Origin of the sequence: Paenibacillus sp. 1-18 (assembly GCF_000520755.1) — a bacterium.
Classification (GTDB): domain Bacteria; phylum Bacillota; class Bacilli; order Paenibacillales; family Paenibacillaceae; genus Paenibacillus; species Paenibacillus brasilensis.
In genome coordinates, this window is sequence record NZ_ASSB01000352.1 from 17,552 (window position 1) to 31,376 (window position 13,825).

Genomic DNA, 13,825 nt, shown 5'->3' on the forward strand with positions numbered 1-13,825 from the left:
ATTTACCAACAATCTAGTTCGGCCCATTCTGCGCGACCCCGACTATTTCTTCCTATATACTTCAGATTCATTTTTCTTCAAACCATTTTATCGAAATACTGTATAAACGTTTCTTGCTTTAAAACGAAAAATTAATTTCAATACAGATTTCGTTATTTTCAGTACTGAGCTGTGCTAACTGTAGATTTACTAGCTCATTCATTCGCTGCTTTGTCAGGCCCAAATCTTCTAAAGCTTGAGTTGCAACAAAGGGGTGAATTTCCTTACCTACTGTCATTTTATAATGATGCAGGGCATACTTTGCTCTTTTCCGCCCTGAAATACTGCTGTTTACGCTTGCTCTGCAGAATAAACTTAATTCTGCAAGAGCTGAAGCTGTCTCTGTTCTAGAAAGTTTTGTCCATATGATGTGCTCTTGACTATCTTGGATACCTGCTTGGTGCACCAGTTCATCTATTTTAGGAAACTCTAAAAGATTAATGGTATGTTTCATGTGAATCCTCTCCCTTTGATCTCCAGAAAAATATCAAGAATTAGCTTCTGCGAAAACAATATAGTGATAAATTCAAACGCCAATTGTAGATACGGTTTATATTTTTTATTATGTTCCGTTCATGACCAACTCACAATTCTCTACAAAAAAACATTTATCTAACCTCTCTATAAGGATTTTTTTGAGAAATGTAATTCACCACATTTTCTATCTCTTCATCGGACACATAAGCTGAAACAAGGCGCTGTCTCGGCCCATCTTTAGGCTTAAAGATCATATCCCCTTTTCCCAGTAAATCTTCTGCTCCAGACTCATCCAAAATAACCATGGAGTCATTGCTAGCTGCCACAGCAAAGGCTAAACGTACAGGTAAATTAGCCTTTATGTTCGGAGATAAAAATTGTTTTGTAGGTCTTTGAGTAGCTATTACCATATGAATCCCTGCAGCTCGTGCTAATTGCGATAAACGCTGTATTTGCGACTCCACGTCTCCAGGTGCAGTCATCATTAGATCCACCAACTCATCTATAATAAGCACAATATACGGCATTATAGTTCTTGTAGCCCACGTACTCGTAGTGCAATACATCCTGGATTTTGGCGTCCCAGTATCCCCATTCATGAGCCCCTGGACCCTCTTCGTAGGTTAGTGGGATTCCGGTACGATTGCAGGCTTCACGAAAGGTCTGATTCCCCTCATACAGAAAATCCTCTGTCCCGCAGCATTGGTAAAGTTGGGGGAGGGGGGGGCCCAAGTTGGTATGGCGTTGCAGCAGCTCTAGCAAGTCGTGATCCGTTCTGCGTATTTCATCTGGACCAAAAATATGTCTCCACTCCGCTGGACTCATCGGTTGTACCACAGGATCAATGCGTGCTGCGTGTAAATCCATGACCCCTGAGAGGCTGGCAGCGGCTGCAAAGCGCTCTGGATGCCGTAGTGCCAGTTTGAAGGCTCCATACCCGCCCATAGAAAGCCCTGCTACAAAATTGTCTTCACGTTTGGCGGACAGGGGGAAAAATGAACGTGCCAAAGTCGGCAATTCTTCACTGATAAAAGTCCAATAAGCCGCCCCTTGCTCCATATCCGTATAAAAACTCCGATGTACCTGAGGCATCACAACAGCTATACCCAGTGAAGTTACATAACGCTCAATGGAGGTTCGACGCAACCAGGTCGAATCGTCGTCCGACAGACCATGCAGTAAATACAGTGTCGGGTGTGGTCCGGTTCCTTGCTTGCCCTCCAGCCCTATCTGGGAACGGGTTGCCTGAGGGAGAATAACATGCATGGATGTGCTCAGGCCAAGTACTTCCGAATAAAACTGACATTGAATAAGTGCCATAAGTGAACCTCTTTTCCTAGGAGTGGTGACCTCATCATTGCGTTTAGCCTACGATCTATTGTGTATTCAGTATAGCGTAGCCTGTCCCAATATACATATCCAACCAATTAGCTGGGTATTAAGTCCTGAGTCTTATTTATCCTACATAAGGTAGGGGTGTGGTTATATGGGACGATTTTTTTAATTTGGAGGTTATTTGGGTTTGTTTTCTGGTAAAGTGTTTAAAAAAGAATGATGAAGCCAATCAAAGGAGGAATTAATAATATGGGGAAAAAGTTTAAAAACACAGTTGCGGGTGTATTGAGTACTGGTCTTATTCTAAGCGCATTCAGTGTTGCGGCAGCAGCTCCTCAAACTACAAGTGGCCATTGGGCGGGAGATCAGGTACAACGCTGGGCAGCTACAGGACAATTGGATGGTGTAACGAAACCGGATGCAGCGATCACTCGCGCAGAATTTATTGTCCTTTTGAACCGCAGCCTGGGTACGTTCACACAGGATATTCCAGCTGTGACGGACGTAACATATGGGGGCAGTGTGAAGGTAAACGGTAATGGAAGCAGAACATTCACAGATGTGCCAGCATCGCACTGGGCATACAATGAGCTGACAAGTGCCGTGAATGCAGGTTACATAAGCGGCTATGCAGGTAACAAGCTCAAACCGAATGGAAAAGTAACACGCCAGGAAGCTGCGGCTATCGTGGCCAAAGCTATTGGACTGACTGCGGGTAACGCAGCAGATGTCACCAAGTTCATCGACTCCGGCAAAATAGGATCTTGGGCGAAGAAAAGTGTAGCAGCTGCTGCAGAGCAAAAAATCATTAACGGCTATCCTGATGGCAAATTCCAGCCATTGAAGCCGCTGACTCGTGCAGAAGCGATTGCCATTCTGGATGCGGCATCCGGTTACAACCTGAGCCCCGTTGATAATCTGACAACGACTCCTGGTGGAACTGTAACAGATTCAACATACAGCAACGTTACGGATTCCACATATGGTAACACGTCTGCTACTTCTGGCAGCGAAGCTGAAGAAAGCAGCACCAGCACAGACAGCACAACCACTGACACGGTTACAAGCACAGATACACTGAAAGTCAATGATGTGTATGACGGGGAAAGTACAATTACAGGGACAGCCAAAGCTGGTTCCACAGTAACTGCCTATTCCAACGATCTGTCCATCGGTAGTGCGGTAGCCAAGGATGATGGTACATTTAGCATCAACGTGCTTACTCAAAAAGCAACGGTTAGACTGGTCATCAAAGCTAAAGATGCAGACGGCAACGAAAGTGCGCCTGTAGAAATTTCTGTTTTGGGTAAACGCAGCGAATAATGAATAATCCATAATTAAAATCCCCCTTTCACTCTTCTGGACCCTTTCAGGCAGAGTTAAAGGGGGATATTTCGTTTATTCGCCTATGCCGTCCTCAATGATACGCTTTTGCGGTTCGCGTGCTTGCGGCTCAGACGATGTACTTCCGTCAGGAACAGCAACAACGCGCTGCTGTGCACGGTAGGTATCGCGGCTAATCCGCGTACGTTCCACAGTTTTGCCATCCACCTTTTTGATTCGGTATGTTTCTACTACATATCCCTCCCTGCCCTGCCGAAGTACTTGATAGAAGCCGGGGGAAAATGAGTCATTCCGGATTCTCTTTTCCGGTATAGGTAAAACACGAACCGTGCGGGATTCCAGCTCATAAGACACACTGGACGGGAAGGTACCAAAAAATTTTACGGTAAGCATTCGGTTTTGGACAGTAGCACGAAGGAGCAAATGCTTGCCTGTATTATTTTTAAAGCGAAAATTAATAGACCCGTTAGCAAAGGTAGCATCCTGTCCCTTGGGCAGGTAGCTGACCGGCAAGGAGTGGCTGCGGCGCTCAATAATGTCCAAGCCGACACGCAACGCCGCATTATAGACGGTGCTGGATACTTGGCAAATTCCGCCACCAATACCGGACTCCAACTGTCCGTTCACGATCACCGGGGCTTCACGAAAGCCGTGAGTGCGCTCAGCCTTGGCTATGATTTGCCCGTAGTCAAAAATATCGCCTGGCTTGAGGATCAATCCGTCAATAGTGCTGGCGGCCGAGTTGACGTTATACACACGTCCTTCCGAGCTGCTGCCTAGACTGGTGGAAAACTGGACGATTTTACGCTCAATACCTTCGTTCCGCAGGCTATCTACCGTAATAGCCGGTTCCAGTTGGCGGAACGGCAGTTCCACTCGCACTGGCTCCCCGGATGCGCCTAGATCCTTGGGTAGGGCCTTATCCAGTGCTACGTTTAATTTGGACCAATCCAGGCGGCGGGCTGAACGCTCCGGGATATAGCGAACCTGATCGTCCGCGCTGATTTGGCGCACGGCATTTACCGGCATACCGTAGCGCTTTTGCTCCCAATCGTTCCCCAATTGGGCTTTTAAGGCCGTCTCCTGCCGGGAAGGCGTGACAAGCCATTCCTTTTCAAAGGTAAAGCGTGTCTGCACACGAGTCCACAGATGATCGGAGCCGAGCGCCTTCACAGCATTGCGGAATGCCGTTGCTTTATAAGTAATCCCCGCTTCTCCAAGGGTAAGTTTTATATCCTGCGCACTGCTGTCATTGTCCGTCAGGATCAGAGAGCGTTGCTTCAAGTCATCCAGTTTCTCGTCCAGCAGGCGAAGAGCAGCTGTTGTATCCATAGTTCCCATGTTGACTCCTCCGACCCTTACCCCCTCAGGCAACGTTTGTCTGTCAGCGTACAGATGAAGCCCTCCCCACAGCATGCCCAGCGCCAAAATTCCACACCATAACCAAATGACAGATAAATGAATTTTTTTCATAATGCAGCTGTCTCCTGTCTCGTAAGCTTGGTAACGTATTCGTGTGCCATCATATTCATGTATATGTGCCAAATGCAGAAAACTTTCGGTACTATTTAGGTAACAAATTTGTTACAATGATAAACGGTATGATGAAATACAGAAGTGTATAAAGGAAATGCATGGAATATGTCGAATGGTTATTAGGTTATTAGGTAACATGATTAAGCAGCGGGAAGTGATCGAGTGATTGAAATGCAGGATGTGTGGAAGACCTATACTAACGGGACCCACGCACTTCAGGGAGTGTCGGTCAGAATTGACCGTAATGAATTCGTATACGTAGTCGGCCCGTCCGGGGCGGGTAAATCGACTTTTATGAAGCTTATTTATAGAGAAGAAGTACCGACCAAGGGGCAAATTTCAGTTAATGGATTTAATATCGGGAAGCTCAAACAGCGTAAAATCCCTTATGTTCGTCGTAACATCGGAGTCATTTTTCAGGATTTCCGTCTTTTGCCGCGTTTGACGGCGTATGAGAACGTAGCGTTTGCCATGGAAGTTATCGAGGCTCCTAAAAAGCTGATCCGCAAACGGGTGCCAGAGGTACTCGAATTGGTGGGCTTGAAAGAGAAAATGAATCGTGAGCCTGCCCAGCTTTCCGGTGGGGAGCAACAGCGTGTAGCGATTGCACGGGCTATCGTGAACAATCCCTCGGTAATCATTGCCGATGAGCCGACAGGTAATCTGGACCCTGAAACATCGTGGGAGATTATGCAGCTGCTGGACGAAATTAATTTCCGGGGAACAACCATTGTAATGGCGACACACAATAAGGACATCGTGAACTCCATGCGCAAACGCGTTATTGCCATCGAAAATGGCAACATCGTAAGAGATCAGGTAAGAGGGGAGTACGGATATGACTTTTAATACCTTCTTGCGCCATATGCGGGAAGGTTTTAAAAACATATTCCGCAATGGATGGATGTCTGTGGCATCCATCACCTCAATTATTGTGTCACTGCTTATACTGGGCGTGTTTATCATGCTGGTGCTCAACGTCAACTCCTTGGCTGATCAAGCCGATAGTAAGGTGGAGGTTAACGTATTTCTGGAGCTGAATGTGGATCAAAGCATGCGTGAAACGCTGCAAAAGGAAATCGCGGCCATGCCGGAAATCAGCAAAACCAGCTTTGTGACTAAAGCTCAAGGATTGGAAGAGCTGCGCAAGGATCTGGGAGACAGCGGCAAAGATCTGCTAGAAGGTTTTGACAAGGATAGCAATCCGCTGCCGGACAAAATTGTGGTAGAGGTTATTGAACCAACGACGGTTCCATTTGTGGCCGAAAAGATAGAGAAGCTGAATACGTTGCATCCAGAGAAGCCGATCTTAAAGGTTCGTTATGGAAAAGGAACCGTAGAGACGCTCTTTACGATCACCAAGCTGATCCGTAATGTTGGCTTTATATTCGTAGCTGGATTGGCAATTATGTCCATGTTCCTGATCTCGAATACGATTCGTGTGACCATATTGGCACGACGCAGAGAAATTGGCATTATGAAGCTGGTCGGTGCGACCAACTTTTTTATACGATGGCCGTTTTTTATCGAAGGAGCACTTATTGGACTCATTGGTTCCCTTATTACCGTAGGTATTTTATTTACAGGCTATCAGCGTCTGCTCACAGCCGTTCAGGGAGACATCGCACTGAATATGCTGAAGCTGATGCCGCTTGGAGGCATTTGGATTCAGCTGAGTGCTTTGCTGGTTATTTTGGGGATGCTGGTCGGCATTGTTGGCAGTACCCTGTCCATGCGCAAGTTCTTAAAGGTATAAAGAATCATTTGGTGGACGTCGTAATCAATATCAATTAGAACGGGGAAGCCCGCTGTTATGTTGCGATAAAGATTTTGCGGTAAAGGATGGGGATTGCAAGTTGAAGAAAACAGGATCTGTGTTGGCCGCTACCCTGGTAGCCGCATTGCTGATTCAGCCTTCTGACGGATACGCCAAAAGCGTGAGTGAAATCAATTCGCAGCTGAGACAATTGGAAAAGCAGGCCAAATCTGCCAAGCAACAGCAGGAAAAGGCTGCTCAAGATAAACAGTATGCCCAGCATTATAAAAATAAAACCGTGCAAAACCTGAAAATGGTACTTGAACAGATTAACAGTGTCAGTGATCAGCTGACTCGTGTAGCGGTTCAGATTGATCAAACGGAAGATAATCTGCGTGCGACTAAAAAAGATTTAGCCGAAGCAATTGACCGTATCAATTCACGGGAAAAAATGCTGGAAACCCGCGTGCGTTTGATGTATACAGATGGAACCGTCTCCTATATGGACGTGCTTATGTCTTCGACCAGCTTTAGCGACTTTCTCAGCCGGGTAGATTCCTTGAAAACGATCGTGGAGCAGGATCAAATCCTGTTGGACGAGCATAAAAAGGACAAGGCTCTGGTAGTAAGCAAGAAGAAGCAGCTTGACACCGAATATAAAAATGCCAAGAAGCTGTATGCCCTCAAGCAGAACGCCAAAGCAGAACTGAATTCGAAGGAGAAAGAGAAGCAAAGACTGATCGCCAATTATGATCATGATATTGCTGAGTCAGATGAAATCAGTGGAGAGCAAAATGATATGCTGGTAGCCCTCGCTAACAAGCGTGTGGGTCTGTTGCAGGAGAAAAACAAGCTCAGAGCGGAGCAGGCTGCTAAAGCAGCACGCGCTAGGGCGGCTGCACGTGCTGCTGAAGCCAAGCGGTATGCTTCTTCATCCTCAGGCGGCGGCTCGAATTCCAGCCATGCGGCAGCCAGTACGTATACGGGCGGATCGGGCACGTTGGCTTTGCCTGTATCTCATTATCGACTCTCGTCTACTTTTGGCATGCGGGTACATCCGATTACCGGCAAGCTTAAAGGTCACACAGGCATTGATATGGCGGCTCCGCAAGGAACCGATATTCATGCAGCAGAAGACGGTGTTGTCATTGTTGCGGAATGGTGGAGTGGCTATGGAAACACAGTTGTGATTGACCACGGAGACGGGCTATGGACCCTGTACGGACATATTCGCAATGGCGGTACGGTAGTTCATACAGGGCAGACGGTGAAACGCGGTCAAAAAATTGCGGAAATTGGTTCGACCGGCAACTCAACAGGTCCTCACTGTCATTTCGAGGTGCGCGAAAATAATAAACCTGTAAACCCGATGAACTATCTATAGTTGAAGAGGCAAGCCCTATTTGTAGCCCATACGGTTGTAGATAGGGCTTTGCTTTCATAGCTTGATGCCTGATGAAGAACATGTGCATTGAGACACGGAGTAGGATACAATTAACATATTCCGTACAAGCTAGACGTATACTGCGTGAATGGATATGCGTTGTGAAGGAATAGGATACAAGATAAAGAGAAGGCGGTGGACGATTAGATGTTGAAAAAAAGTACAGCAGTACTCCTGATGGTGATTGGGCTGCTTGGCGGTAGTCTGCTCACTTTTGCTTATACCGGAACGACCACAGTGGGGAATAGCGCTCTGGGCGAAGGGCTGCTGGCAAGTGTGACAGGAAGTAGTTCCGCCTCCAGAAGTGATATCCGCAAAATCGAGACAGCGATGGACCTGATTCAGGGACAATATTATCAGGATGTGGATCGTACCAAGCTGGTGGATGGTGCCATCAATGGTATGATGGAGTCGCTAGGCGACCCGTATTCCTCTTATATGGGCAAGGAAACTGCGCAGCAGTTCGAGCAGTCTATTGAAGGCTCTTTTACCGGGATCGGAGCCGAGGTAGCGGCTGAAAACGGGAAAGTAGTCGTAGTAACGCCAATTAAGGGCTCTCCGGCTGAAAAGGCGGGGCTTCGCTCTAAGGATATTATTCTGTCTGTTAACGGTGAATCACTGGATGGATTAGATCTGAACAAGGCCGTTTCCAAAATTCGTGGACCCAAAGGCAGTCAGGCTAAGGTCAAAATTCAGCGCAGCGGCTCTCCTGATCCGCTCGAATATACGATTACCCGTGACAACATTGATATGGAAACCGTCACAGCTCATATGGAAAGCGGCGGTGTAGGTGTTATTACGATCACCCAATTCTCCTTGAATACAGCAGAACGTTTCAAGGCAGAGTTGGCGAAGCTGGAAAAACAAGGGCTTAAAGGGCTCGTCATCGACGTGCGTAATAATCCCGGTGGTGTGCTTTCTGTCGTTATTGATATTGCACAGCAATTTGTTCCTTCTGGCAAAACGATAGTCCAAGTGGAAGACAAGAACCAGAAGCGTGAAGAAGAGAAATCCAAAGGTTCAAGCAAAAATTATCCGGTGACTTTGCTGATGAATAAAGGCAGCGCCAGCGCGTCCGAAATCCTGGCAGGTGCTCTCCAGCAATCCGCTGGTGCAGTGTTGATCGGGGAAAATTCCTTTGGTAAAGGAACTGTACAAACCAGCTATGACAAGCAAATGGGTGACGGCAGCCTGCTTAAAATCACGATTGCCAAATGGCTGACGCCAAATGGAACGTGGATTCATAAAAAAGGGATTAAGCCGGATATCGCAGTGGAGCAGCCTGAATACTTCACAGCGGCACCACTGAACAAAGAAAAGTCCTTGAAATACAATATGAATAGCAGCGATGTAAAAAATGCGCAAATCATATTGCAAGGCTTGGGTTACAATCCGGGGCGCGAAGACGGCTATTTTGACAAAGCGACAGAAAGCTCTGTGATTGCTTTCCAAAAACAGGCGAAGCTGACGGCTAGCGGTATCATTGACGCGAAGACAGCTGCGGCAATGGAAGCGAAGCTGATCGAAAAAATTCGTGATCCGAAAAACGATAATCAACTCAAGCAGGGGATTGAAGAGATTCGGAAGGAAATGAAGACGAGCGCAGCGAAATAATAGTAAGGCTACAACAAGGGGGCTGGAAACAGCCTCCTTTTATATTGGGATTTATTTGCAGTCTGCCGGTTTGTCTTCCCTACGTTGGCAATTTCATATAGAATAAATGGATATGAAATGTACGTGATCCGCTATACAGCGGGCCAGGGGCATAAGGAGTGTGAATGAACTTGGAATGGGCATTACAATGGGGATGGAGCGTTCTGAATGCTTGCTTGTACCTGCTTTTGCAGCCGTTTTACTATATCTCAATACTCATTGTCGCGCTTGGCTATCGTCGGCAAATGCTACTGGAGCGCAAGCTCTTTCATACCAAAGTGCACAGCTGGGCAGGAGAAACCTGGCGCGTCGTATGGAGTGGTTTGATTGCTGGAATAGTGCTTTCCGCTCTGGGAATGTTCGTCAGCGTGCATCTGAACACAGCTTCCATCGTGTGTCTGTGGGTGACCACATTGCTGCTCATGCTGGTACGTGTCCGTTACCTGTGCCTGGCCTATTCTGTAGGTCTGCTGGGTGTGGCTCAATTTGCCTTGAACGTCGCGGATGGCTGGCAGCCTCAGGGGGCGCTCGGAACATCGGTAGCAGCCATCCGCGGATTGGATATACCGGCATTGCTGGTGCTGGTCGCTGCGCTGCACGTGGCTGAGGCGCTGCTAGTTCGCTGGCAAGGAGGAAAGGCAGCCACTCCGCTATTTGTGGAGGGCAAACGTGGAAGACTGGTTGGAGGCTACCGTATGGAAGACCTCTGGCCGATTCCATTGCTGTTGCTGGTTCCCGTTCAGGGAGGCTTCACGCTTCCATGGACACCTTTATTCGGCGATGATGCCGGAGCGGGATATATGCTGGCAGCCTTGCCAGTCCTGATGGGCTTCAGCAGCGTGACGCTGGGCCACCTACCACGTCAAAAGGCGGTGCTCACGTCGAACCGCCTGCTCCTGTACAGCGTGGCTTTGCTTCTGCTGAGCCTGCTGGCGGCCTGGTGGAGCCCGCTGATGCTGCCTGCAGCGTTATTCTCCTTCCTCGCCCACGAAGCGCTGATCTGGTATGGCAATATTGAGGAAAGCCGTCTCAGTCCGATGTTTGTTCATCCGGAGCAGGGAATGCGCGTTCTTGCTGTGCTGCCGGACAGCCCGGCGACGGCCATGGGCATTTTGCCAGGCGAAGCCATTTACCGTGTGAACGGCGTGATTGTGAATAGCCGCGCCGAGCTGCACCAGGCCTTGCGGATCAATTCTGCATTTTGCAAGCTGGAGGTACGCAACCTTCAGGGTGAAATCAAGTTTGTGCAGCGTGGCATGTACGATGGCGATCATCACCAGCTAGGGGTCGTGCTTGCACCAGATGAGGACGCGAGTTGGGCTGTGTCCATACAGCCAGCCTCAATCTACCGGATTATTGCCATGCACATAGGTGCGCGGCGACGTAAAGCTGGACAGGCATCGAAGGCAGATGGGGCAAGTTTGGACACCGTGAAAAAATAGATGTATCATAAGAGGGCAGTCTTTATTTGATTAGAATCGAATAAGACTCTGCGCTCTTTTTTATATTCAGGTAGTCGCCTGCTTGAAATCACTATTCTGATCAATATACAATGAATATGTAATACGATATGTTGATGAGTCGTATGCCTATCAAGTGTGTGAAGCAGGGAGAGGAAAAGATGAATGCAATTCACTTTATTCGAGAGTATATTAGGCATCCACGCAGCGTAGGCGCTGTCATACCCAGTTCAAGACAGTTGGCCAAGCAAATAACCACACCGATTTCCTTTGACGAAGCATCGTGTATTATTGAATATGGCGCAGGTACCGGTGTGTTTACGCAAGAGTTGATCTCAAACAAGCGTCCGGAAACACTACTTCTAGTGATCGAAACCAATGAATCGTTTTACAAAACACTAAAAAGCAAATATGGACACTTGGAACGGGTGCACGTTATTCACGGATCGGCTGAGCATGTAGCGCAGTATATGCGCCAGTATGAAGTCCCTAAGGTGGATTATGTCGTGTCAGGACTTCCTTTTACCAGCCTGCCAGCCGCCTTATCCAGCCTTATTTTGGGACAAACAGCCAAGGTTCTGGGTCAGGAGGGCAAATTCATTACGTTCCAGTACAGCAAGGTCAAATACAATTTCTTTCGCACCTTTTTTGCTGACATCCAGATTAAAAAGGTACACTACAACGTCCCGCCCGCTTATGTATTCACTTGCAGCCTGTGATCTGTCAACTATGTAGAGGATAGAATAAAAACGAATATAGGATTTTTGGGAAGACCCGGTTAGCGTCATTAAGATGTTGAACAGGTCTTTTTTGTTGTGTAATTTGGAAGTAAATTGTAACGGATCGCCCTGCCAGTTGATCTAATTGATAGGCAACTTGAAAGGAGGTCTCCTTTGGATATCGAGAATGAAGTCAAGAAGGCACAACATGGAGATAGACGGGCTTTTGTGAACATCATTAGAGAAGTTGAAAATGATTTATACGGAATGGCGTACTCTATCCTGAGAAATGAACAAGATAGTGCAGATGCGCTACAAGAAGCCATACTCAAGGCATATAAGTCTTTGGGTACACTGCGGGACGAGAGTCTCTTTAAAACCTGGATGTATCGGATCATCATTAATGAATCCAAAAAAATTGCTAAAAAGCGTTCCCGCTCCGTTGCTGTATCTGAGTTTTCATACCAAGTAGGTATTTCTGGCGAGTATGAAAATATTGAACTGCATGAAGCAGTGGATCAATTGGAAGAGCCGATGCGGCTTGTTATCATTTTAAGATATTTTTATGATCTGAATATTAAGGAGATTTCGAAAACGCTGGGCATTTCAGAGAGTCTGGTCAAAACACGGTTGTATCGCGCACGGAAATCTCTGCTTCGCATGCTATCAAACTCAGGAGAAAGGGGAACACCGATCCATGGGAGATATTGAACTTGATAATGAGTGGGTAACAGCTAAAGCAAAAGTTCGCAATGAGCATGTCATTACACCATATGTGCGGCAACGGCTGGAGGCTGTATATAGCCAGATTGAGACAGGTTTTATCTATCAAAATATGGGCCAAGCAGACTCAACCTCACGCCATCGTAGATTTATAGGAACTTTGCTCACAACAACTATGGTGTTGAGCAGTGGAATCGTAGCCTCGGCATTCGTTTCTCCTAGCATGGCGAAAATGTTGTGGCAAGTACCCATGGTCAACAATGTTTTGCAGTTAGCAGCTAATCAAGGGTTCTCAACAGCAGGTGGTAATGCATTTATGCGAGCAGGTGACCCAGGGCTTCAGGAGGTCGAGAAAGCAGGTCTGGTGACAAAGACAACGGCCAGCAGCACTCATAACGGAACCCGACTCCGTATATCCCAGGTTGCTTATGACGGTGTTCGTCTGGCTCTAACACTGGAAAGTAACGGGGAGGCCTTGGGCACAGCGCTGCAAGACCGAATTGAGGATATCACATTATGGTACAATGGCAAACCTTTTCAATTTGATAGTCCTTCGCTGATTACTAATTCTGGAGGCACACCTGGTTCTGTCATCATTCATTATAGTGATTTAGAGAAAATGTATTCTTCAGGAAAGGAGCTTCCTGACCAATTTAAACTAAAGGCAGACATACAAATCCAAGGAATAAAAGAACCTTTTAAGTTTGAATTACTTGTGCAAAAAATTCCCTCAAAGAACAGGGTGCTCACTCCCCGGGTTGAAAAATCAAATGATTTTACCCGTTTGATTGTGGAAAAAATAGAGATGACACCCATGTCGACCATGATTGTGACCAAGACGCATTACATAAGCCCGGGGCCGACAACGCTTGGGCGTGAGACATACGGGTATGGGCTCGCTATGAATAAAGTGGACTACGCTATCTTGGATGATGAGGGACATGAACAGCAATGGATTACTGGAGGATCAGGACATCCTGGTACTAAAATAAGGCCTGGAGTTTACAAGATATTCGTAGCTCCCTTTAAAAAGACACCGAAATTTATTACCATTAAACCCTATTTCAATGTAACTGGACCAGAAGGCAAACCTGTATATGATGAAAGTGGGAATTGGAAAAGAACATACCTGCCTGAACTGGAAATGAAAATCCCTATCGGAGAAAATAAGCCCAAATAAGGTCAGATATTGAGAAAATAAGTGAACTCTTCGGATGAAAAAGATCTGGAGAGTTTTCTTGTGAAAATGAGGGGATATGTTAAACAGCAAAATTCATTTAAGGAATCATATTTTAAAATGGGGCTTAACCTATATATTACATATGCTGGAACCTGTTAG

General features: G+C 46.8%; 13 protein-coding genes. 9 read left to right on the forward strand and 4 right to left on the reverse strand.

The window, feature by feature from the left end; translation table 11 throughout:
• Positions 1 to 118: 118 nt before the first annotated feature.
• From L693_RS0123390 to L693_RS0123400, 3 genes are all read right to left on the reverse strand, one after another.
• Positions 119 to 493 carry a hypothetical protein gene (locus L693_RS0123390; RefSeq protein ID WP_025720431.1) on the reverse strand — a complete coding sequence of 125 codons (375 nt, stop codon included), beginning with the start codon at positions 491 to 493 and terminating at the stop codon, positions 119 to 121.
• Between the two features lie 154 nt (positions 494 to 647).
• Positions 648 to 1,115: an FtsK/SpoIIIE domain-containing protein gene (locus L693_RS0123395; protein WP_331281104.1), complete on the reverse strand. Its 468-nt coding sequence runs from the start codon at positions 1,113 to 1,115 to the stop codon at positions 648 to 650.
• Complete coding sequence (locus L693_RS0123400; protein WP_025720434.1) at positions 1,015 to 1,836, reverse strand: alpha/beta hydrolase; 822 nt, start codon at positions 1,834 to 1,836, stop codon at positions 1,015 to 1,017. Before L693_RS0123400 ends, L693_RS0123395 begins: the two co-directional genes overlap by 101 nt.
• A 264-nt stretch (positions 1,837 to 2,100) precedes the next feature.
• Between L693_RS0123400 and L693_RS0123405 the strand changes: the two genes are divergently transcribed.
• Entirely contained in the window at positions 2,101 to 3,174 is a 1,074-nt protein-coding gene (locus L693_RS0123405) for an S-layer homology domain-containing protein (protein ID WP_025720435.1), read from the forward strand.
• 75 nt (positions 3,175 to 3,249) lie between these two features.
• Here L693_RS0123405 and L693_RS0123410 read toward each other — a convergent pair whose 3' ends face one another.
• A complete protein-coding gene (locus L693_RS0123410) occupies positions 3,250 to 4,668 on the reverse strand; it encodes a VanW family protein (RefSeq protein ID WP_025720437.1) in 1,419 nt (472 codons plus the stop codon).
• A gap of 225 nt (positions 4,669 to 4,893) precedes the next feature.
• Between L693_RS0123410 and ftsE the strand changes: the two genes are divergently transcribed.
• From ftsE to L693_RS0123450, 8 genes are all read left to right on the forward strand, one after another.
• Complete coding sequence (ftsE, locus tag L693_RS0123415) at positions 4,894 to 5,580, forward strand: cell division ATP-binding protein FtsE (RefSeq protein WP_007432660.1); 687 nt, start codon at positions 4,894 to 4,896, stop codon at positions 5,578 to 5,580.
• Positions 5,570 to 6,487: a permease-like cell division protein FtsX gene (gene ftsX / locus L693_RS0123420; RefSeq protein WP_025720439.1), complete on the forward strand. Its 918-nt coding sequence runs from the start codon at positions 5,570 to 5,572 to the stop codon at positions 6,485 to 6,487. Before ftsE ends, ftsX begins: the two co-directional genes overlap by 11 nt.
• Positions 6,488 to 6,587: 100 nt before the next feature.
• Positions 6,588 to 7,871, forward strand: coding sequence for a murein hydrolase activator EnvC family protein (locus L693_RS0123425; RefSeq protein WP_025720440.1), 1,284 nt, complete (start codon positions 6,588 to 6,590; stop codon positions 7,869 to 7,871).
• Positions 7,872 to 8,078: 207 nt separating this feature from the next.
• Positions 8,079 to 9,545, forward strand: coding sequence for a S41 family peptidase (locus L693_RS0123430; protein WP_025720442.1), 1,467 nt, complete (start codon positions 8,079 to 8,081; stop codon positions 9,543 to 9,545).
• 164 nt (positions 9,546 to 9,709) lie between these two features.
• On the forward strand, positions 9,710 to 11,026 hold the full coding sequence (locus L693_RS0123435; protein ID WP_025720444.1) for a PDZ domain-containing protein: 1,317 nt from the start codon (positions 9,710 to 9,712) through the stop codon (positions 11,024 to 11,026).
• Between the two features lie 179 nt (positions 11,027 to 11,205).
• Complete coding sequence (locus L693_RS0123440) at positions 11,206 to 11,763, forward strand: class I SAM-dependent methyltransferase (protein WP_025720445.1); 558 nt, start codon at positions 11,206 to 11,208, stop codon at positions 11,761 to 11,763.
• A 174-nt stretch (positions 11,764 to 11,937) separates the two neighbouring features.
• A complete protein-coding gene (locus L693_RS0123445; RefSeq protein ID WP_025720447.1) occupies positions 11,938 to 12,474 on the forward strand; it encodes an RNA polymerase sigma factor in 537 nt (178 codons plus the stop codon).
• Entirely contained in the window at positions 12,461 to 13,666 is a 1,206-nt protein-coding gene (locus L693_RS0123450; protein ID WP_025720448.1) for a DUF4179 domain-containing protein, read from the forward strand. Before L693_RS0123445 ends, L693_RS0123450 begins: the two co-directional genes overlap by 14 nt.
• Positions 13,667 to 13,825 lie beyond the last annotated feature (159 nt).

Excerpts from the sequence above, each read along its gene's own strand:
- ftsX (WP_025720439.1), top strand. The coding sequence starts at position 5,570 with ATGACTTTTAATACCTTCTTGCGCCATATGCGGGAAGGTTTTAAAAAC.
- L693_RS0123390 (WP_025720431.1), bottom strand. The coding sequence starts at position 493 with ATGAAACATACCATTAATCTTTTAGAGTTTCCTAAAATAGATGAACTG.
- L693_RS0123410 (WP_025720437.1), bottom strand. The coding sequence starts at position 4,668 with ATGAAAAAAATTCATTTATCTGTCATTTGGTTATGGTGTGGAATTTTG.
- L693_RS0123435 (WP_025720444.1), top strand. The coding sequence starts at position 9,710 with ATGAACTTGGAATGGGCATTACAATGGGGATGGAGCGTTCTGAATGCT.
- L693_RS0123450 (WP_025720448.1), top strand. The coding sequence starts at position 12,461 with ATGGGAGATATTGAACTTGATAATGAGTGGGTAACAGCTAAAGCAAAA.
- L693_RS0123440 (WP_025720445.1), top strand. The coding sequence starts at position 11,206 with ATGAATGCAATTCACTTTATTCGAGAGTATATTAGGCATCCACGCAGC.
- L693_RS0123405 (WP_025720435.1), top strand. The coding sequence starts at position 2,101 with ATGGGGAAAAAGTTTAAAAACACAGTTGCGGGTGTATTGAGTACTGGT.
- L693_RS0123395 (WP_331281104.1), bottom strand. The coding sequence starts at position 1,115 with ATGAATGGGGATACTGGGACGCCAAAATCCAGGATGTATTGCACTACG.
- L693_RS0123400 (WP_025720434.1), bottom strand. The coding sequence starts at position 1,836 with ATGGCACTTATTCAATGTCAGTTTTATTCGGAAGTACTTGGCCTGAGC.
- L693_RS0123430 (WP_025720442.1), top strand. The coding sequence starts at position 8,079 with ATGTTGAAAAAAAGTACAGCAGTACTCCTGATGGTGATTGGGCTGCTT.